Origin of the sequence: Lentzea sp. NPDC051208, from assembly GCF_040682435.1 — a bacterium.
GTDB lineage: Bacteria > Actinomycetota > Actinomycetes > Mycobacteriales > Pseudonocardiaceae > Lentzea > Lentzea kristufekii.
Genome location: NZ_JBFBAW010000011.1, coordinates 23335 through 41152, shown reverse-complemented (window position 1 = coordinate 41152; position 17818 = coordinate 23335). Strand labels below are relative to the sequence as shown.

Sequence of the window (17818 nt, the reverse complement as noted above, 5' to 3'; positions counted from 1 at the left end):
TTCACGCGTCGGCGAGCAGCACCGTGGCGTCGAAGCACGTGCGGTCGCCCGTGTGGCAGGCGGCGCCGACCTGGTCGACGGTCAGCAGCACCGTGTCGCCGTCGCAGTCGAGCCTGACCTCGTGCACGTACTGGGTGTGGCCGGAGGTCTCGCCCTTCACCCACAGCTGCTGGCGGCTGCGCGAGTAGTACGTCGCGCGGCGGGTGGTGAGGGTGCGGTGCAGCGCCTCGTCGTCCATCCACGCCACCATGAGCACCTCACCGGTGCCGCGCTGCTGGGCGACCGCGCACACCAGGCCGTCCGGGGTGCGCTTGAGCCGTTGGGACACGGCGGGATCGAGCGGGCTGCTCAACGGGGACCTCCCAGGTGTTCACGAGCCGGTCCGGTGTTGAGCAGGACCACTCCGTAGATGTGCACAGCGGACAGCACTCCGGACGCGACGCGGGCCCACGCCGGTCCCTCGGCCAGCACGATGACGAGGTGCAGCAGGGCGACGAGGATGAACACGATCATCGCCGGGTAGTGCATGAACCGGAGCCTGAGGAGCAGCGCCGCCGCGACGGGCAGTTCGAGGATCGCGATGAACGACGGGAGCTTCAGCACGTCCGGGTCGCCGGTCGAGCGCCACAGGACCAAGCCGATCACGAAGAACACCAGTGCGCCACCGAAAGCGACCGCCGAGGCGACCCGCACCTCGACGGGTCTCATCGCACCACGACGCCCGCCTGGCGCAGGCCGTCCTTGACCTCGCCGATGCGGAGCTGGCCGAAGTGGAAGACGCTCGCGGCGAGCACGGCGTCGGCGCCCGCGGCGACGGCCGGCGGGAAGTGCTCGATCGCGCCCGCGCCGCCGCTCGCGATCAGCGGGACGTCGACCTCGCGGCGCACCAGTTCGAGGAGCTCCAGGTCGAACCCGGCCTTGGTGCCGTCGGCGTCCATCGAGTTCAGCAGGATCTCGCCGACGCCCAGCTCCTGGCCCTTCACGGCCCAGGCGATCGCGTCGATGCCGGTGCCGGTGCGGCCGCCGTGCGTGGTGACCTCGAAGCCGGTGCCGCCGGGCACTCGCCGCGCGTCGACCGACAGCACGATGCACTGCGCGCCGTACCGCTCCGAGCACTCCTTGAGCAGTTCGGGGCGCGCGATGGCGGCGGTGTTGAGGCTGACCTTGTCCGCGCCGGCGCGGAGCAGCTTGTTGACGTCCTCGGGACTGCGCACGCCGCCGCCGACCGTGAGGGGGATGAACACCTGCTCGGCCGTGCGGCGGACCACGTCGAACGTCGTCTCCCGGTCGCCGCTGCTGGCCGTCACGTCGAGGAAAGTCAGCTCGTCCGCGCCCTCGGCGTCGTACGCCCTGGCGAGCTCGACGGGATCGCCCGCGTCGACGAGGTTCGTGAAGTTGACGCCCTTCACCACCCGGCCCCGGTCGACGTCGAGACAGGGGATGACACGGACCGCGACTGACATGCGCGAAAGCCTACAAGGCAGGCATGAGGACTACGCTGCGGCGCCATGATCACCGAGTTGGGCGAGGGCAAGTACCTGCTGCTGACGACGTTCCGCAAGGACGGCACCCCGGTGCCCACTCCGGTCTGGGTCGTGACGGGCGAGAGCGACGACGTCGTCTACGCCTGGAGCGCGCGGGACACCGGCAAGGTCAAGCGGATCCGCCGCAGCGGCGACGTGGAGATCGGGCCGTGCGACGTCCGCGGCAACCCGAAGGGCGAGTCGGTCAAGGCGCACGCGACGTTGCTCGACGACGACGCGAGTGACGTCGTGCGGTCGCGGATCACGAAGAAGTACGGGCTGTTCGGGTGGTTCACGGTGTTCGGCAGCAAGCTGCGGCGTGGGCGGACCGGGTCGGTGGGCATCCGCATCACGGCGGCGAGCTGACTGGTCGACGTCCGGCGCTCGACACAGGCCGATCAATGTCGACTCAACGTTGATCCGGTTGATCAATGTTGACGACCTCAGTCCGCGTCGACAACGCCGGTCCACGCTGACGGCGCCCCGTCCACATCGACCACGCCGTTCCACGTTGACTCGACATTGATTGCGGCCGATCAACATCGACCAAGCTCGAAATCAATGCACAGTTTACGCTGTCCACACTGATGACAACGTTGTCTCTTGTGCATGTCGACGGGACGGATCAACGTCGCTTTCACCCGTCGATGTTGACTCAACGTGGACCGGACCCGTCAAGATTGAGCCGAGGTCGAGCGTCAACCCGAGGTTGACCGGCGACTCGGCGTCAACCTAGAGTTGACGGATGATCCAGTTGACCGACCTCATCGTCACGGTCGCTCAAGAGGCCGACGACACTCTCCTGCGCCTGGCCAAGGCCGTCGAGATGAGTGGTCAGCTCAGCGAACTCGGCGACCACCTGATCGGCCACTTCGTGGACGAGGCGCGGCGCGGCGGGGCGAGCTGGGCCGAGATCGGCGAGAGCCTGGGCGTCACGAAGCAGGCCGCGCAGAAGCGGTTCGTGCCCAGGGAGTCGCCGGAGCTCAGCAAGCCGAGCACGGAGCGCTACACGCAGCGATCGAGAAGGGTCATCGCGCTGGCGAGGCACCACGCGCGGTTCAGCGAGCGGATCGGCACCGAGCATCTGCTGCTCGGGCTGCTCGACGAGTCGGCCGGACTCGCGGCCAAGACCATCGCGAAGCTGGAGTCGGGCGACGGCAGCACGCGCATCGCGACCCTCAACCGGCTCGACTCAGAGGCCAAGCAGCGGCCGGAGAAGCAGCCGTACACGACGCACTGCAAGAAGGCCCTGGAACTGGCCGTGCGCGAGGCGCTCCGGATGGGGCACATGTTCATCGGCACCGAGCACATCCTGCTCGGCGTGCTGCTGGAGGCCGAGGGGACCGCGGCCGACGTGCTGCACACCACAGGTGTGACGCACGCGGCCGCGGCCGCTCACGTGGAAGCCGTGGTCAACGGACCGCAGCGAGTGCTTCCGGGAGCGTGAAAGCGCCGGCGTACAGGGCCTTGCCGATGATCGAGCCCTCCACGCCGTCGCGCGACAGCTTCGAGAGCGCGACCAGGTCGTCCACAGTGGACACGCCGCCGGACGCGATCACCGGGGCGTCGGTGCGGGCGCAGACCTCGCTCAGCAGCTCCAGGTTCGGGCCCGTCAGCGTGCCGTCCTTCGACACGTCGGTGACCACGTAACGCGTGCAGCCGTCGCGGTCGAGCCGGTCGAGGACCTCCCAGAGGTCGCCACCGTCCGACGTCCAGCCGCGGCCCTTGACCCGGTGGCCCTGCTCGGTGATGCGGACGTCGAGGCCCACCGCGATCTTCTCGCCGTACGCGGCCAGGACCTTCGCGCACCACGCCGGGTCTTCCAGCGCGGCCGTGCCCAGGTTCACGCGGGCGCAGCCGGTGGCCAGGGCTGCCTCCAGCGACGCGTCGTCGCGGATGCCGCCGGAGAGCGCCACCTTCACGTCCAGCTCGCCGACGACGCGGGCGAGCAGCTCGCGGTTGGAGCCGCGGCCGAACGCCGCGTCGAGGTCGACGAGATGGATCCACTCCGCCCCGTCGCGCTGCCACTGCAGGGCCGCGTCGAGCGGCTCACCGTAGTTCGTCTCGGTACCGGCTTCGCCCTGCACGAGCCGGACGGCACGACCGTCGGCCACGTCAACAGCGGGGAGGAGTGTGAACGTCACCTGGGCAGCCTAGCGTCCCCGAGCACGAGGGCGGCCACGCGCTCCTGGGCTTCGGTGGCCCGCGGGAACTTCGACGGGACCGGCGTGCCCGGGCCCGTCGCGGCGGGTCCGACGCCCGTCCACGGCCCGAAGACCATGATCCCGACGAACGCGGGGTGCTGCCGCGCCAGCGCCATGTACAGGTACTGCGTGCTTTCGAGGTCCGCGTCGGTCTTGTCCGCGCACCCCGGCTGCGGTGCGGCCTCGGGGAACAGGAACAGCTCCTTGCCCGGCGCGCGCTCCGCCAGCTCGGTCATCCGCGCGTCCAGCGCCTCGTACCCGGAGCAGTACTCGTCGAAGCCGACCCAGTCGACGGCGGCGGGCACGGTGAAGGTGTCGTCGACCTCGACGCCCGCCTCGATCAGCATGACCTTCTTGTCCGGGAAGGTGTCCTTGATCCGCTGAGCGGAGAACTCGACGTCGGCGAAGCTCGCACCGTGGTGGAACGGTTCGTCCTGCAGCATGAACCCGGCCACGCGGTCGAGGTACGGCCGCACCTTCGAGGCGAAGGCCTGCCAGCGGTCGGCGGCCTTCGGGTGCAGCGGGCACCGGGCCGCGTCGCAGTCGAAGCACTCGTTGCCCGTGTGGACGACGCACCCCGCGGGAGCGCAGTCCCGCAGCACCTCGGGCCGGTAGGCGTCGACGTCGCTGATCTGCACCCAGTTCAGGTTGCTGCGGCCGCGCACCTCGGGCAGGTGGTTGCCACCGGCGGCGTTGAGCCGCGCCCCGAAGTAGCCGTAGTAGCGCAGCTGGGACCCAGGAAGCTTGCGCAGGTCGTCGGAGTTCATCCGCTCCACGCGCAAGTCGTCGACGAAGCTGACGGTTTTGCCGTTGTCGGAGTAGCGGCCGAGGTAGATCCACAGCCGGTCGGTCGGCACCGCCGTGCCCAGGTCGATCGTCCTGCTCGTGCCGTTGACCGAGAGGTCGAGCTTCGCTCCGGCCGGCGTCAGCGTCACGTCGAACGAGCCGTCGTCCTTGGCCGGGGCGAACGACGGCAGGTCCGCGACGGGCCTGCCGGCCTGGAAGACCTGCACGCCCCCGTTGGCGCGCACCAGGAAGCCGAGGTCGATGTCCTGATCGGACACGTAGCCCCGGCTGTTCGCCGAACGTCCCAGCGCGATCGAGGACCAGTCGCCGGACGTGCGGTCACCCGCCACCGGCGTCAGCGTCGCCGAGATCCAGGAGCCGGTGGACGGCGCGTCGAGCCGCACGGCCGTCGTGCCGAGGTGCATCGACAGCCTGCCGCGGTGGTTCGGGTGGTTGACCTGCGCGTACCACGGGCGTGGCACGTCATCGGTGTTCCACCTGCCCGACACCCGGCTGTACGTGACGGCGCCGGTCCCCTGGCGCTGCTTGAGGTTGTCATTCAGGCCGTAGGTGGGATCCGCGGCCACGGCACCGTCGAAGTCGTCGTGGAACGGTGCCGATGCGGCCTGCGCGCCCCAGGCACGGCGACGCCGGCGACCACGAGCGCGGCCACCGTCAGCAGTCGTGTGATCACGACAAGGTAGTCAACCAGTTCCGCAGCAGGTGCGCTCCGGCATCGCCGGACTTCTCCGGGTGGAACTGCGTGGCCCACAACGGGCCGTTCTCGACCGCCGCGACGAACTCGTCCCCGGCGTGGTCCGCCCACGTCACCAGCGGTGGCTTGAGGTGCTCGGCCGGCTCCAGCTCCCAGCGGCGCACGCCGTAGGAGTGCACGAAGTAGAACCGCGTGTCCTTGTCGAGGCCCGCGAAGAGCTTCGACTCCTCGGGCGCGCGCACGGTGTTCCAGCCCATGTGCGGCACGATCGGCGCTTCGAGCCGCTCGACGGTGCCGGGCCACTCACCGCAGCCCTCGGTCAGCACGCCGTGCTCGATCCCGCGCTCGAAGAGGATCTGCATGCCGACGCAGATGCCGAGCACCGGACGGCCGCCGGCGAGGCGCTCGCCGATGAGCCGGGCGCCCCGCACCGAGTTGAGACCCTCCATGCACGCGGCGTAAGCACCGACGCCGGGCACGACCAGTCCGTCCGCCTCACGGACGGCTCGAGGGTCCGACGTCACCTCGACATGGGCGCCGACCCGCTGAAGCGCGCGCTCGGCGGAGCGCAGGTTGCCGGATCCATAGTCAAGTACGACGACACGTGCCACGCCCACCAGGTTAGTCGGTCGGGATGGCACCCTGCGTGACCGGTATGACCGGCAACACGGTGTTGATCGGTTTCGTGCGCACGAGTCGGCGCCTGAGCGCGACCAGCAGCCCGGCCAGCACCGCGAGGAGCAGCACGACGACGAGGTAGTACACGACCGCCGGGATGTCGAACATCACCGTCACCGCCGCCGACAACACGATGAGCGGGAAGATCAGCCAGAGCGGCCACAGCTGCGCGCGCGGCGGTTCGAGCGTCCGCAGCACGCCGTCCGCCCTGCCCTGCTCGGTGAGTTCGGCGACCTGGGCGACCTCGTGCAGCCCCGCCTCGCGGAAGAAGTCCGGGATCGCCGCACGGCCGTTCCCGAAGTCGCGGATGCGTTCGAGCGTGCCCTTGCGGCTGGCCGCCGGGTACAGCGCGGTGAGCTTGTCGATGGCGTCGAGCTGCCACTTCTCCTTCTCGCGCAGGTCGACCATGCCCGCGGTGGCGCGGTCGAACGACTGGCCGACCGGCCCCGACTGCTTGGCCTGCGCGGACAGCCGCAGCACCGCCTCGCGCGATCCCCACATCGAGGCGCGGCCGAGCGACGTGGTGAACATGTAGAGCAACGCGGCCTCGTCGTTCCACACGGCCAGGGCGGCGCCGCGCCCGAGCTTGCGCACCCTGTTCGTCATGTACGCAGCCTCGCTGAGCTTGGTGCCGGGCGGAGGCAGCAGCACCGTGCCGGACTGCACCGGAACCAGCGCCGCGGGGCCCGCGTTGCCGCTGTGCATGGACTTCTGCAGCTCGGCGGCGTTCAACGGGGTCCAGATCAGCATTCTCACGTTCAACATCATTCCTGGTCTGCCTCGCGCGCCCATGCGGACATGCCAAGAACGTCGCGAACCGGGAACGCGTCGACGCGCCGGCCGCGACTCCACACCACCACGTTGATCCACGTCTGCAGCACCAGCAGCGCCGCCATCAGGAGGTGCAGCGGAGCCGCGATCAGAACCCGGACTTCCGCCGCCGTCAGGAGAAAGGAGACGAAAGCGGTCAGCAGGACCGTGCAGACGAGTGACAGGAGCGGGTTGACCCACGGCTGGTCCGACATCGCCTGACGTTCACCGGCCAGCCCTTCCCACCACTTCTTCTCGTGGTGCGGCACGGCTTCGTCGACCTCACCGCCGTCGATCCTGACCAACGCGGCGGCGTCCAGGAAGAACCCAGCGGCCTCCAATGCGATTCTCAACGCGCTGACGCCGTCGAGCACGCCGTGGTGCCGCACAGCTTCAGCGGCCTCGTTGAGCCAGCTGAGCCCTTCCGGCAGTCGTTTCGGCGGCTCCGGCTCGAAGTAGTCGTCCGGCCCGAACCGCCAGCCGCGGATCACCCCGTCGAAGTAGACGAGCCACGCCGTGGACTCCGTCCACATCAGACCGATCCGCCGGCCCTTCACCACGCGCAGGCCGTCGATCAGCGACTCGGACGTGTACGGGTGCGGGCCGAGCACGAACGTGCCGTGCGCGACGGGCACCAGCAACCGCGGGCGGGTCGGGCGCCGGGCCAGCTCCGCCCGCGTCGTCTCCAGATCTGAGGTGGTCCAGATGACCACGCGTGGGGTGTGCACGGTCAGGATTTTGCCTGACCGTGCACACCGCCTCACCTCTAAACGGCGCGAGAAGGCGCGCCGGTCCAGTCATCCCCCATGACTGCGAACATTTCTTCACCCCCTGAAGAAACTCCGCACAGCACTCCCCAGCCCCACCACGTCGAGATCATGTGCCGCGTCATGATCTTCAGCCGTGCCGTAGTTGCGGAGTTCTGCGTGTCGTTTGACACCTACAGAACGAACGCGGTGCGGGATTTGTTGCAGTGTCTCGGACACGAGATGAGAAGAAGTTCCCTCCAAGTACGGTTCCACCACCATCACGTCGGCGTGGTCGGTGTTCTGCACGGCCGTGCGCAGGCCGTCCGCGTCGAACGGCCGCACCGTGGCCGCGTACAGCACCGTGACGTCGGCGTTCTCGGAGTCGACGGCCTTGAGCACGCGGTCGAGCATCGGTCCGACGGCGAGCACGACGCCGCGCTTTCCGTGCCGGACCGTCGTGAATCCTTCGCCCACGGGATACGCCTGGGTGTTCTCGTGCAGCGAAAGCCTCACGTAGACGCGGTTGTCGTCCTTCAGCGCCTGCTGGAGCAAAGGCGTGACCTCGTCCGGATGTCCGGGCACGTGCACGGTCCAGCCTGGAAGCGTGTCGAACAACGCGACGTCACCCGGTGATTGATGCGTGCGGCCCCACACCGGGTCGTCATAGGACGCTCCGATGCTCACGAACACCGCGCCGACGTCCTGATGTCCGATGTCGAGCTTGATCTGCTCGTACGGCCGTTCGACCAGGAATGGCGCGTAGCTGTGCACGACCGGCCGCAGACCCGCCAACGCGAGGCCGCTCGCGACGCCCACCATGGTCTGCTCGCGGATCCCCACGTCCACGACGCGTTCGTTCTCCTGCGGGAACTCGTTGCTGGAGATCACCGCGGTCACCACGGCGATCCGCGGGTCGGCGGCGATCTCGTCGTTGACGGTCTCGACGAAGGCCTGGCGCATGGTGGTCATCAGTAGCTCTTCTCGATCTTGGCGACCACCGCGTAAGGGCGGTCGTGCGGCGCGGTCAGTGCGGCGAAGACGGCCTCGTGGTCGCGGCCGTCGATCTCGGCGGTCTGCCACCCCTCGACGGCGAACCGCCGCGCGATGCCACCGGGCCAGCCGTGCATCGCGGACTGGTTGTCGATCACGATCGTGGTGAGGTTGGCGACGTTCAGCCGCGCCGCCACCGCGATCGCTTCGTGGTTGCTGCCCTCGTCCAGCTCACCGTCGCCGACCAGCACGAACGTGCGGCCGCGACTGCCGGCGATCCGCTGCCCGATGGCCGTGCCCACCGCGATCGGCAGCCCGTGGCCGAGCGAGCCGCTGCTGATCTCCGCGCCCCGCACGAGCACCCGGTCGGGGTGCTGGCCGAGCGGGCTGTCCCACGACGTCCAGTCGTCCAAAATGGACTCGTCGATGAACCCCTTCTCCGCGAGCACGGCGTAGTACGCCATCGGCCCGTGCCCCTTGGACAGCAGGAACCGGTCGCGGTCGGGGTCGTCGACCGTCTCGGGCGTGACGTTGAGGACCTTGTCGTAGAGGACCCAGAGCACGTCGATCGTGGAAGCCGCAGCCCACTCGTGCTTCTCGTCCCCGGTCATCCTCGCGAAGAGCTCTGGTATCCGTTGCATGGCAACAACTGTTCAACCTCGACCAAACTGGAGGTCAAGCGGGTTACCATGATCTGGTGAGCAAGTTGCCGGAAATGCTGACCATCGGCCAGGTCGCCGAGCGCAGCGGCGTCCCCCACACGGCCCTGCGCTTCTACGAGGACAGGGGTCTGATCACCTCGGTCCGCACCGCGGGCAACCAACGCCGCTACCTGCGCTCGGTGCTGCGCCGGCTGGCGTTCATCCGCACCGCGCAACGCGTGGGCCTCACCCTGGAGGACGTCCGCGACGCCCTCGCCCAACTCCCGGACAACCGCACGCCGACGAAGTCCGACTGGGAACGCCTCTCGCGCTCGTGGAAGTCGGAACTCGACGCCCGCATCGACGCCCTGTACCGCCTGCGCGACCGCCTCACCGGCTGCATCGGCTGCGGCTGCCTGTCGCTGCGCAGCTGCGCCCTGCAGAACATCGACGACGAGCAGGCCTCACACGGGCCGGGCGCGCCCAAGCTCAAGCCCGCCGTCGAGGGTGGCACCGTCTAGGAACTCCCGCACCGCGCGTGGGTAGCCGTCGGGATCGTGGACGTGCGGCATGTGGCCCGCGTTCTCCAGGATCACGGCCCGCGCCCGCGGGATCAGGTCGAGCGTGGGCTGGACCAGGCTGACGGACGGGGAACGTCATGTCGTGGCGGCCGTGCAGCAGGAGTACCGGGATGTCGAGTCCGGCGATGCGCTGGGCCGCATCGGGATGCCTCGGGGTGACCAGGGTTCCCGCCTGGAGTTGGCAGCCACTCGGTGCCGATCCGGACGTCCTCCAGCCGCCGCAGGTAGCCGGGCATCGCCTCGGCGCGCCAGATGTTGGCGGGCGCCGCGGCGAACGCCTCGGCGCGCACGTCCTCCGGCGACAGGCCTTCACACCGGTACGGCTGCTCCCCGTGCGCTAGGAACTCGGCGCCACTGCCGCCGAGCCCTCGAAGGCATCCAAGAGCGTCGGCGGCGCGCTGCCGCCCGACACGATCAGGCCGTGCCCGCGATGGGCGGCCGATCGCGATCATGCGCGCCGACGCACACGTGTCCAGCCCCGTTCCTGGGCGGCGTCATCGCGACCACGCACCGGGCGTCCCGTGCGTCGGGCCGTCCGGTCTGCGTTCCTCGGCCGGCAGCGACGTGATCAGCGATCCCATGGCCGTCCACACGCCATCCGCTCCTCGACTACGTCGGTCCGCACACCCGCGCTCCGCATACTTGCGGGGGCGGTTGATCATGCATTCAGGACATCTACTAGACGGCGTCAGGCGTGGATCCGGACGAACATCACCTGTTCGAGTGAGGCCGTCGGGCTCGCCGCCTGTTCAGCGGGGCGCAAAACCGGTGGACGCGCTGTGGTTTCCTGTTGAGGAAATGGAAGACGAAAGAATGATCCGCCTCTCGAAGCGGATGTCCAAGGCGCTCCGGCACAAGCCCGAGCGCGTCGGCCTCACCCTCGACCCCGCGGGCTGGGTGCCGGTGGCCGACCTCCTGAACGCGCTCGGCATCTCCGAGGCCGACCTGCGCGAGGTCGTCGACCGCAACGACAAGAAGCGCTTCGCGATCGACGGCGACCGCATCCGCGCGAACCAGGGGCACAGCGTCGAGGTCGAACTCGGGCTGCCGACCGCGGTGCCGCCGGACCAGCTGTTCCACGGCACGGTCGCGCAGTACCTCGACGACATCATGCGTGACGGGCTGCGTCCCATGTCGCGGCACGACGTGCACCTCTCGCCCGACCGCGAGACCGCACGGCGCGTGGGGGCTCGGCGTGGACGGCCGTTGATCCTGACCGTCGACGCCGGGGCGATGCACGCGGACGGGCACGAGTTCCGGCTCAGCGCGAACGGGGTGTGGCTCGCGCAGCACGTGCCGGCGCGCTACCTGGGCACGGCGTGAAGCGGACGGTCGAGGACGGCTACGACGCCATCGCGCAGCGGTATCTCGACTGGTCCTCGCGGATCGCCGACGACCCGCGGCTGCGCTACCTCGCCGAGTTCGACGGGCGGTTGCCCGATGGAGCGCAGGTGCTCGAACTCGGTTGCGGCGCGGGTGTTCCGTGCGGCCGGAAGCTCGCTGAACGGCATGATGTGCTCGGCGTCGACCTGTCGCGCGAGCAGGTCGAACTGGCCCGCGCGAACGTGCCGCAGGCGCGGTTCGAGAAGGCCGACATGACCGCGCTCGACTTCCCGGAAGGCACGTTCGACGGCATCGCCGCGTTCTACTCGATCCTGCACGTGCCGCGCGCCGAGCAGCCGGCACTCTTCGCGAACGTAGCGCGCTGGCTGAAGCCCGGCGGCCTGTTCCTGGCCTCGCTCGGCACCGGCACGCCGGACATCACCGAGCAGTGGCTCGGCGTGGAGATGTTCTTCGCCAGCAACACTCCCGCCGAGAACCGCGCACTCGTCGCACAACACCTGGAGATCGTCGTCGACGACCTCGTGACCATGCACGAGCCGGACCCGGCGACGTTCCAGTGGGTGCTCGCCCGCAAGGACTAGAGCAGCCAGAGAACGGCGCCGCCGACCGCCACCGCGGTCAGCACCAGCAGGATGATCGCCAGGACCTTGGCGGTCTTCCAGGTGGTGTAGACGCCACCGGCCAGGAAGCCCGCGAGGGCCAGCAGGCCGATGACGACGACTTCCTTCGGCATCAGAGGACGCCCTTGGTCGACGGGACGCCGGCGACGCGGGGGTCGGGCTCGGTCGCGACGCGCAGGGCGCGGGCGATGGCCTTGTACTCGGCTTCCGCGATGTGGTGCGGGTCGCGGCCGTACTCGACGCGCACGTGCAGTGCGATCTGGGCGTGGAAGGCGAGCGACTCGAAGACGTGCCGGTTCAGCACGAACGGGTAGTTGCCGCCGATCACGAAGCTGTTGAACTGCTCCGGCTCGCCCTTGTGCACGGTGTACGGGCGGCCTGAGACGTCGACCGCGGCGTGCGCGAGGGTCTCGTCCATCGGGATCCAGCAGTCGCCGAAGCGGCGGATGCCCTTCTTGTCGCCCAGCGCTTCTCGCAGCGCCTGGCCCAGGACGATCGCGATGTCCTCGACCGAGTGGTGGGCGTCGATGTGCGTGTCGCCCGTGGCGCGGACGATCAGGTCGAAACTGCCGTGCACACCGAACGCGGTGAGCATGTGGTCGTAGAACGGCACGCCCGTGTTGATCTCCACCTGGCCGGTGCCGTCCAGGTCGATCTCCACGTAGACCGACGACTCCCTGGTGGTGCGCTCCACCTTGCCGACACGACTCACCGGCTGACCTCCCTGCTGGCCGCGAGGAAAGCGTCGTTCTCCTCGGGCGTTCCGATGGTCACCCGCAGGTGACCCGCGATTCCGACGTCCCTGATGAGCACGCCGTGGTCCAAATAGGACTTCCAGACCTCACGTGCGTTCTCGAACCAGCCGAACAGCACGAAGTTCGCGTCCGAGGGCACCACCTGGAAGCCCATCGCCGCCAGCTCGGCCGAGACGCGATCGCGTTCCGCGGCGAGCTTCGCCACCGAACCCAGCGTCTCCGGAGCGTGGCGCAACGACGCCCGCGCGGCCGCCTGCGTCAGCGCCGACAGGTGGTACGGCAGGCGCACCAGCTGCAGGGCGTCGACCACGGCCGGTGCCGCCGCCAGGTAGCCCAGGCGGCCACCGGCGAACGCGAAGGCCTTCGACATCGTGCGCGAGACGATCAGGCGCGAGCCGAACTCGTCCAGCAGCTTGATCGCGCTCTCCTGCGGGGAGAACTCCGCGTACGCCTCGTCCACGATGATCATCCCCGTCGAGGACGCGATCAGCAGGCGGAGGTCGGACAGCGGGATCGACTGGCCGGTCGGGTTGTTCGGCGACGTCACGAAGACGACGTCAGGCCGTGTCTCGGCGATGATCGCGGCGGCCTTCTCCACGTCGAGCGAGAAGTCGGAACGGCGCGGGGTCGGCGACCACTCGGTGCGGGTGCCGGCCGCGATGATCGGGTGCATCGAGTACGACGGCTCGAAGCCCAGCGCGACGCGGCCCGGGCCGCCGAACGCCTGCAGGATCTGCTGGAGGATCTCGTTGGAACCGTTGGCGGCCCAGAGGTTCTCCGACGTCAGCGGGATCGAGGTCGCGTCCGACAGGTACGCCGCCAGGTCCTCGCGCAACGCCACCGCGTCGCGGTCCGGGTAGCGGTGCAGCTCACCGGCGATCTCCGCGACGGCCGCGACGACGTCGGCCGCGAGGGCGTCAGTGGGCGCGTACGGGTTCTCGTTGGTGTTGAGGCGGTACGGGACGTCGAGCTGCGGCGCGCCGTAGGGCGTGCGGCCGCGCAGGTCCTCGCGCAGCGGCAGGTCGGTCAGCTCCACCCTCGCGCCGATCACCGGCTTCATCGCGTGAACCTCGCTGTGACGGCCTGCCCGTGCGCGGGCAGGTCTTCCGCGTTGGCCAGCGCGACGACCTTGCCGGCGACCTCCCGCAGTGCTTCCTCGGAGTAGTCGATCACGTGGATGCCGCGCAGGAACGTCTGCACGGACAGCCCGGACGAGTGCCGCGCGCAGCCACCGGTCGGCAGCACGTGGTTGGAGCCCGCGCAGTAGTCGCCCAGCGACACCGGCGAGTGCGCGCCGACGAAGATCGCGCCGGCGGCCGTGATCCGCTGCGCCACCTCGCGCGAGTCGTGCGTCTGGATCTCCAGGTGCTCGGCGGCGTAGGCGTTGACGACCCGCACGCCTTCGTCCACGGAGGACACCAGGACGGTGCCGGACTGCTTGCCGGCCAGCGCGGTGCGGATGCGCTCGACGTGCTTGGTGGCACCGATCTGGCGGTTCAGCTCGGCGTCCACCGCGTCGGCCAGCTCGGCGGAGTCCGTCACCAGCACCGACGCCGCGAGCGGGTCGTGCTCGGCCTGGCTGATCAGGTCGGCGGCGACGTGCACGGGGTCGGCGGACGAGTCGGCGAGGATCGCGATCTCCGTCGGTCCCGCCTCGGAGTCGATGCCGATCAGGCCGCGCAGCAACCGCTTGGCGGCCGTCACGTAGATGTTGCCCGGGCCGGTGACGACGTCGACCGGGGCCAGTTCGGCTCCGTCGGTGTCCACGCCGCCGTGCGCCAGCAGCGCCACGGCCTGCGCGCCGCCCACGGCCCACACCTCGTCGACACCCAGCAGCGCGGCGGCGGCCAGGATGGTCGGGTGCGGCAGGCCACCGAACTCGGCCTGCGGCGGCGAGCACACCACCAGGGACGCCACGCCGGCGATCTGCGCGGGCACGACGTTCATCACGACCGTGGACGGGTAGACCGCGAGGCCGCCGGGCGCGTACAGGCCGACGCGCTCGACCGGCACCCACTTCTCCGTCACGGTGCCACCGGGCACGACCTGGGTGGTCGTGTCCGTGCGGCGCTGGTCGGCGTGCACCCGGCGGGTGCGCTCGATGACCTCTTCCAACGCCTCGCGCACGGCCGGGTCCAGCGAGGACAGAGCGGACGAGATCTCGGCAGCGGGCACGCGGACGGAACCGGGACGAACCCCGTCGAACTTCTCCGTGTACTCCAGCGCCGCTTCGACGCCGCGCTCGGCGATCGCGTCCACCACGGGCCGCACGTGATGCAGAACCGCGTCCACGTCCACTTCGGCGCGCGGCACGATGGCGCGCAACTGAGCGGGGGTCGTGGTGCGACCTCGCAGGTCGATGCGGTTCAGCATGACCTACAGCCTAGTTCCTGCAGAAATCTGTCAACGGTCAGCCCGCTATCGGCGCTACTCAGCCTGTGACGGCCCGGCCACGCTCGGTCGAGCACCACTCCGTCGCAAACCCCTGCTGATGATGGAGGAACGATGTTCAGCAAGAGCCGCGGCAAGATCGCCGCAGTGCTCGCCATCTGCCTGCCCGTGCTGGTCGCGGGCATGGCGACACCCAGCACGGCCGATTCCGGCCGCTATCTGCTGGAGGTCACGGCGAACACGTCCGCCGAACGCACCCAGGTCGCCCAGATCGGCGTCGACGTGCTCGGCGCGACGAAGCTCACCACGATTTCGGTCGTGGCGGACAAGTCCCAGTACCGCGCCCTGCAGGCGACGGGACTTCCGATCAAGTACCTGGGCGACTTCGAGCAGCAGCTCAAGAGCCTGGGCAAGGTCGACTTCTCCGACCCGGTGCCAGGCCAGGTCGGCACCCAGGACTTCCCGTCCGGCTACGCCGGCTACCACAACTTCGCGGAGACGACCGCGGAGCTGCAGCAGACGGTCCGCGACCACCCGGCCCTCGCGAGCCTGCGCAGCATCGGCAAGAGCTACCAGAACCGAGACATCTGGGCGCTCAAGGTCAGTGACAACGTGGCCTCGGACGAGAACGAGCCGGAGGTGCTGCTCGTCTGCGGCCAGCACGCCCGCGAGCACCTGACCGTCGAGCAGTGCCTGCAGATCATCAAGCGCTACACCGACAACTACGCCAACTCGGCGATCAAGAACCTCGTCGACAGCCGCGAGGTCTGGATCGTCCCGATGATGAACCCGGACGGTGCCGAGTACGACATCGCCACCGGCTCGTTCCGCGGCTGGCGCAAGAACCGCCAGGGCAACGGCACCGACCTCAACCGCAACTGGGGCTACAAGTGGGGCTGCTGCGGCGGTTCCAGCGGCAGCAGCACGTCGGACACCTACCGCGGCACGGCGGCGTTCTCCGCACCGGAGACCGCCCGCATCCGCGACTTCGTGAACTCCCGCGTGGTCGGTGGCACCCAGCAGATCAAGACGTTCATCGACTTCCACTCGTTCTCGGAGCTCGTGCTGTGGCCGTACGGCTACACCCGCGCCGACACCGACACCGGTCTCAACGCGGACGAGGCACGCGCGTTCCAGACGCTCGGCCGGCAGATGGCCGCCACCAACGGCTACACGCCGGAGCAGGCGAGCGACCTGTACATCACCGACGGCAGCAGTGACGACTGGATGTGGGGCCAGCACAAGATCTGGGCCTACACCTTCGAGATGTACCCGAGCAGCGGCGGCCTCGACGGCTTCTACCCGCGCGACACGGTCATCGCCTCGCAGACGGCGCGCAACGACCGGGCCGTCGACCTGTTCATGAGCTACTCGGACTGCGTGAAGCGGGTCATCAACCAGACCTGCTGATCCTCTCCAGCGCCTGATCGATCTCTTCCGGCGTGACGAAGTAGTGCGGGGAGGCCCGCACTACTTCGTCCAGGCCCCGCCGGGTCATGTCGATCAGCGTCGACGCCTTCTGAGAGACCGTGACGGCGACGTTCTCCTGCCACAGCCGGTCTTTGAGCTCCGTCGCCGGCACCCGGTCGCTCGTGAACGTGACGATGCCGGAGCGCCGTTCACCGAGGTCCTGGACGGTGATGCCGGGGATGTTCGCCAGACCCTCGCGCAAACGCTTGGCGCGCTCTTGAACCTCGGCCTCGATCACGTCCAGGCCCTTGGCCAGCGCGTACTTCACGGCGGCGATGAGGCCCAGCCGGTCCGCGACGCTGCACTCCCACAGCTCGAACACCCGCGCGTCGTCGCGCGGCTGGTAGCGGTCGGGCGCGACCCACTCGGCGGCGCTGTGGTCCATCAGCCGCGGCTTCAGCCTGCGGCGCACCTCGTCGCGCACCACCAGCGCGCCCGTGCCGCGCGGCCCGCGCAGCCACTTGCGGCCGGTGCACACGAGCATGTCGTAGTCGAGGCCGCGCAGGTCGATCTGGCCGGTCGACTGGCAGGCGTCGAGCAGCACGAGCGCGCCGACCTCGTGCGCCTTCGCCGTGACCTCGCTGACCGGGTTGACCAGGCCGCCGTTCGTGGGCACGTGCACGAGCGAGATCAGCTTGACCCGTTCGTCCAGGTCGAGGGCGGCGACGTCCAACTGCCCGTGCGAGTCGGACGGCACGACCTCGATCGTCGCGCCGGTCTCCTCGGCCCGGAGCAGCATCGGCACCGCGTTGCCGCCGTACTCGACCTCGGTGACGAGGACGCGGTCGCCCTTGCCCAGCGGGACGGCGTCGAAGGCCGTGAGCCACGACCGGGTCGCGCTGTCGGTGAACGCGACCTCGGACGGCTCGCAGCCGAAGAACCCGGCCAGCACGCCGTACCCCGCCTCGACGTCGTCCCGCCGTTCCGCGGCGGCCCGGTAGCCGCCGATCTCGGTCTCCCGGCGGAGGTGCCCGATCACCTCGTTCACCACCTCGGCGGGCGGGATCGAGGAACCGGCGCTGTCCAGGAAGATCAGGTCGCTCACCCGCACCACTGTGCCACCATCGAGGTCATGGGGGCTCGGACTTTCGGTTACAGCGCACAGGTGAAGCCGTTCCTGTGGGTGTTCATCGTGGTGACACCGCTGGAGATCCTGCTCGTGGAGCTGATCGTGCCGTGGTTCTGGCTGCGGGCCGTGCTGCTCGTGTTCGGTGTGCTGAGCGCGTTGTTGCTGGGATGGCAGATCTGGATGCTCTCCAAGTTCCAGCACTCGGTGGACGATGAGCATTTGTGGCTGCGGTACGCGCGTGAGTTCGAGTACCGGATTCCGTTGGCGGCCATCGAGAACGTGACGCAGGGCACGACGAGCCGGACGCTGCACAAGACCCGGTCCGTTGTGGACGGAACGCTGGTGCTGGAGATCTCCGGCTCCACCAACGTCTCGTTGCGGCTGAGCGAACCGCAGGAGGTCGACCTGGGCCGGCGTGGCGCGCACGAGGTGACGAAGGTCGAGTTCTGGACCGACGACCCCGGCGGCATGGTGCGCGCGCTGCGAAAATAG

The 17818-nt window shown here is 69.3% G+C and carries 22 protein-coding genes; 7 read left to right on the top strand and 15 right to left on the bottom strand.

The annotated features are described in order from the left end of the window. Position 1: 1 nt before the first annotated feature. The 3 genes from hisI to hisF are packed head-to-tail and all read right to left on the bottom strand — an operon-like array spanning position 2 to position 1463. Positions 2-352 (bottom strand): phosphoribosyl-AMP cyclohydrolase, encoded by a 351-nt coding sequence (gene hisI / locus AB0M48_RS26000; protein WP_363846672.1) that lies wholly within the window; start codon positions 350-352, stop codon positions 2-4. Continuing rightward, complete coding sequence (locus AB0M48_RS25995) at positions 349-708, bottom strand: hypothetical protein (protein WP_363846669.1); 360 nt, start codon at positions 706-708, stop codon at positions 349-351. The genes hisI and AB0M48_RS25995 overlap by 4 nt, the downstream gene beginning before the upstream one ends. Then, positions 705-1463 (bottom strand): imidazole glycerol phosphate synthase subunit HisF, encoded by a 759-nt coding sequence (hisF, locus tag AB0M48_RS25990; RefSeq protein ID WP_363846667.1) that lies wholly within the window; start codon positions 1461-1463, stop codon positions 705-707. The genes AB0M48_RS25995 and hisF overlap by 4 nt, the downstream gene beginning before the upstream one ends. Positions 1464-1508: 45 nt before the next feature. Here hisF and AB0M48_RS25985 point away from each other — a divergent pair, with 45 nt between their 5' ends. Together AB0M48_RS25985 and AB0M48_RS25980 are read left to right on the top strand one after the other, a co-directional pair. Then, positions 1509-1889, top strand: a complete 381-nt coding sequence (locus tag AB0M48_RS25985; protein WP_363846665.1) for a PPOX class F420-dependent oxidoreductase — start codon at positions 1509-1511, stop codon at positions 1887-1889. Positions 1890-2268: 379 nt separating this feature from the next. After that, positions 2269-2970, top strand: coding sequence for a Clp protease N-terminal domain-containing protein (locus AB0M48_RS25980; RefSeq protein WP_363846663.1), 702 nt, complete (start codon positions 2269-2271; stop codon positions 2968-2970). Here the strand turns inward: AB0M48_RS25980 and priA are convergent. From priA to AB0M48_RS25945, 7 genes are all read right to left on the bottom strand, one after another. Then, entirely contained in the window at positions 2936-3667 is a 732-nt protein-coding gene (priA, locus tag AB0M48_RS25975; RefSeq protein ID WP_363846661.1) for a bifunctional 1-(5-phosphoribosyl)-5-((5-phosphoribosylamino)methylideneamino)imidazole-4-carboxamide isomerase/phosphoribosylanthranilate isomerase PriA, read from the bottom strand. The two genes, AB0M48_RS25980 and priA, sit on opposite strands and share 35 nt — an antisense overlap. Then, the gene (locus AB0M48_RS25970; RefSeq protein ID WP_363846658.1) at positions 3664-5100 is read right to left on the bottom strand and encodes a hypothetical protein; all 1437 of its coding nucleotides are present in this window, start codon (positions 5098-5100) and stop codon (positions 3664-3666) included. Before AB0M48_RS25970 ends, priA begins: the two co-directional genes overlap by 4 nt. Before the next feature lie 103 nt (positions 5101-5203). Continuing rightward, complete coding sequence (gene hisH, locus AB0M48_RS25965; RefSeq protein ID WP_363846656.1) at positions 5204-5839, bottom strand: imidazole glycerol phosphate synthase subunit HisH; 636 nt, start codon at positions 5837-5839, stop codon at positions 5204-5206. A gap of 10 nt (positions 5840-5849) precedes the next feature. Continuing rightward, positions 5850-6662: a hypothetical protein gene (locus AB0M48_RS25960; protein ID WP_363846654.1), complete on the bottom strand. Its 813-nt coding sequence runs from the start codon at positions 6660-6662 to the stop codon at positions 5850-5852. 8 nt (positions 6663-6670) lie between these two features. After that, a complete protein-coding gene (locus AB0M48_RS25955; RefSeq protein ID WP_363846651.1) occupies positions 6671-7444 on the bottom strand; it encodes a hypothetical protein in 774 nt (257 codons plus the stop codon). Positions 7445-7540: 96 nt separating this feature from the next. Then, positions 7541-8434, bottom strand: coding sequence for a transketolase C-terminal domain-containing protein (locus tag AB0M48_RS25950; protein ID WP_363846649.1), 894 nt, complete (start codon positions 8432-8434; stop codon positions 7541-7543). Further along, a complete protein-coding gene (locus tag AB0M48_RS25945; RefSeq protein ID WP_363846647.1) occupies positions 8434-9096 on the bottom strand; it encodes a thiamine pyrophosphate-dependent enzyme in 663 nt (220 codons plus the stop codon). Before AB0M48_RS25945 ends, AB0M48_RS25950 begins: the two co-directional genes overlap by 1 nt. A gap of 56 nt (positions 9097-9152) precedes the next feature. Here AB0M48_RS25945 and soxR point away from each other — a divergent pair, with 56 nt between their 5' ends. The 3 genes from soxR (at position 9153) to AB0M48_RS25930 (ending at position 11602) form a co-directional block, all read left to right on the top strand. Beyond that, positions 9153-9617, top strand: a complete 465-nt coding sequence (gene soxR, locus AB0M48_RS25940) for a redox-sensitive transcriptional activator SoxR (RefSeq protein ID WP_090009799.1) — start codon at positions 9153-9155, stop codon at positions 9615-9617. An 858-nt stretch (positions 9618-10475) separates the two neighbouring features. Next, complete coding sequence (locus AB0M48_RS25935) at positions 10476-11000, top strand: RNA 2'-phosphotransferase (RefSeq protein WP_363846644.1); 525 nt, start codon at positions 10476-10478, stop codon at positions 10998-11000. Further along, positions 10997-11602, top strand: coding sequence for a class I SAM-dependent methyltransferase (locus AB0M48_RS25930; protein WP_363846642.1), 606 nt, complete (start codon positions 10997-10999; stop codon positions 11600-11602). Before AB0M48_RS25935 ends, AB0M48_RS25930 begins: the two co-directional genes overlap by 4 nt. Here the strand turns inward: AB0M48_RS25930 and AB0M48_RS25925 are convergent. The 4 genes from AB0M48_RS25925 to hisD are packed head-to-tail and all read right to left on the bottom strand — an operon-like array spanning position 11599 to position 14769. Next, on the bottom strand, positions 11599-11754 hold the full coding sequence (locus AB0M48_RS25925) for a hypothetical protein (protein ID WP_319982214.1): 156 nt from the start codon (positions 11752-11754) through the stop codon (positions 11599-11601). The two genes, AB0M48_RS25930 and AB0M48_RS25925, sit on opposite strands and share 4 nt — an antisense overlap. After that, positions 11754-12353, bottom strand: coding sequence for an imidazoleglycerol-phosphate dehydratase HisB (hisB, locus tag AB0M48_RS25920; protein WP_030477039.1), 600 nt, complete (start codon positions 12351-12353; stop codon positions 11754-11756). The genes AB0M48_RS25925 and hisB overlap by 1 nt, the downstream gene beginning before the upstream one ends. Continuing rightward, positions 12350-13456 (bottom strand): histidinol-phosphate transaminase, encoded by a 1107-nt coding sequence (locus AB0M48_RS25915; protein WP_363846639.1) that lies wholly within the window; start codon positions 13454-13456, stop codon positions 12350-12352. The genes hisB and AB0M48_RS25915 overlap by 4 nt, the downstream gene beginning before the upstream one ends. Further along, positions 13453-14769, bottom strand: a complete 1317-nt coding sequence (gene hisD / locus AB0M48_RS25910) for a histidinol dehydrogenase (protein WP_363846637.1) — start codon at positions 14767-14769, stop codon at positions 13453-13455. The genes AB0M48_RS25915 and hisD overlap by 4 nt, the downstream gene beginning before the upstream one ends. A 132-nt stretch (positions 14770-14901) precedes the next feature. Here hisD and AB0M48_RS25905 point away from each other — a divergent pair, with 132 nt between their 5' ends. Beyond that, positions 14902-16197, top strand: a complete 1296-nt coding sequence (locus AB0M48_RS25905; protein ID WP_363846635.1) for a M14 family metallopeptidase — start codon at positions 14902-14904, stop codon at positions 16195-16197. Here the strand turns inward: AB0M48_RS25905 and AB0M48_RS25900 are convergent. Continuing rightward, positions 16181-17302, bottom strand: coding sequence for an aminotransferase class V-fold PLP-dependent enzyme (locus AB0M48_RS25900; RefSeq protein WP_363846633.1), 1122 nt, complete (start codon positions 17300-17302; stop codon positions 16181-16183). The two genes, AB0M48_RS25905 and AB0M48_RS25900, sit on opposite strands and share 17 nt — an antisense overlap. Positions 17303-17329: 27 nt before the next feature. Between AB0M48_RS25900 and AB0M48_RS25895 the strand changes: the two genes are divergently transcribed. Next, positions 17330-17818, top strand: a complete 489-nt coding sequence (locus AB0M48_RS25895; RefSeq protein WP_363846631.1) for a hypothetical protein — start codon at positions 17330-17332, stop codon at positions 17816-17818.

Excerpts from the sequence above, each read along its gene's own strand:
- AB0M48_RS25915 (WP_363846639.1), bottom strand. The coding sequence starts at position 13,456 with ATGAAGCCGGTGATCGGCGCGAGGGTGGAGCTGACCGACCTGCCGCTG.
- AB0M48_RS25895 (WP_363846631.1), top strand. The coding sequence starts at position 17,330 with ATGGGGGCTCGGACTTTCGGTTACAGCGCACAGGTGAAGCCGTTCCTG.
- hisD (WP_363846637.1), bottom strand. The coding sequence starts at position 14,769 with ATGCTGAACCGCATCGACCTGCGAGGTCGCACCACGACCCCCGCTCAG.
- AB0M48_RS25935 (WP_363846644.1), top strand. The coding sequence starts at position 10,476 with ATGGAAGACGAAAGAATGATCCGCCTCTCGAAGCGGATGTCCAAGGCG.
- AB0M48_RS25995 (WP_363846669.1), bottom strand. The coding sequence starts at position 708 with ATGAGACCCGTCGAGGTGCGGGTCGCCTCGGCGGTCGCTTTCGGTGGC.
- AB0M48_RS25925 (WP_319982214.1), bottom strand. The coding sequence starts at position 11,754 with ATGCCGAAGGAAGTCGTCGTCATCGGCCTGCTGGCCCTCGCGGGCTTC.
- AB0M48_RS25905 (WP_363846635.1), top strand. The coding sequence starts at position 14,902 with ATGTTCAGCAAGAGCCGCGGCAAGATCGCCGCAGTGCTCGCCATCTGC.
- AB0M48_RS25945 (WP_363846647.1), bottom strand. The coding sequence starts at position 9,096 with ATGCAACGGATACCAGAGCTCTTCGCGAGGATGACCGGGGACGAGAAG.
- AB0M48_RS25950 (WP_363846649.1), bottom strand. The coding sequence starts at position 8,434 with ATGACCACCATGCGCCAGGCCTTCGTCGAGACCGTCAACGACGAGATC.
- hisF (WP_363846667.1), bottom strand. The coding sequence starts at position 1,463 with ATGTCAGTCGCGGTCCGTGTCATCCCCTGTCTCGACGTCGACCGGGGC.
- AB0M48_RS25985 (WP_363846665.1), top strand. The coding sequence starts at position 1,509 with ATGATCACCGAGTTGGGCGAGGGCAAGTACCTGCTGCTGACGACGTTC.
- AB0M48_RS25980 (WP_363846663.1), top strand. The coding sequence starts at position 2,269 with ATGATCCAGTTGACCGACCTCATCGTCACGGTCGCTCAAGAGGCCGAC.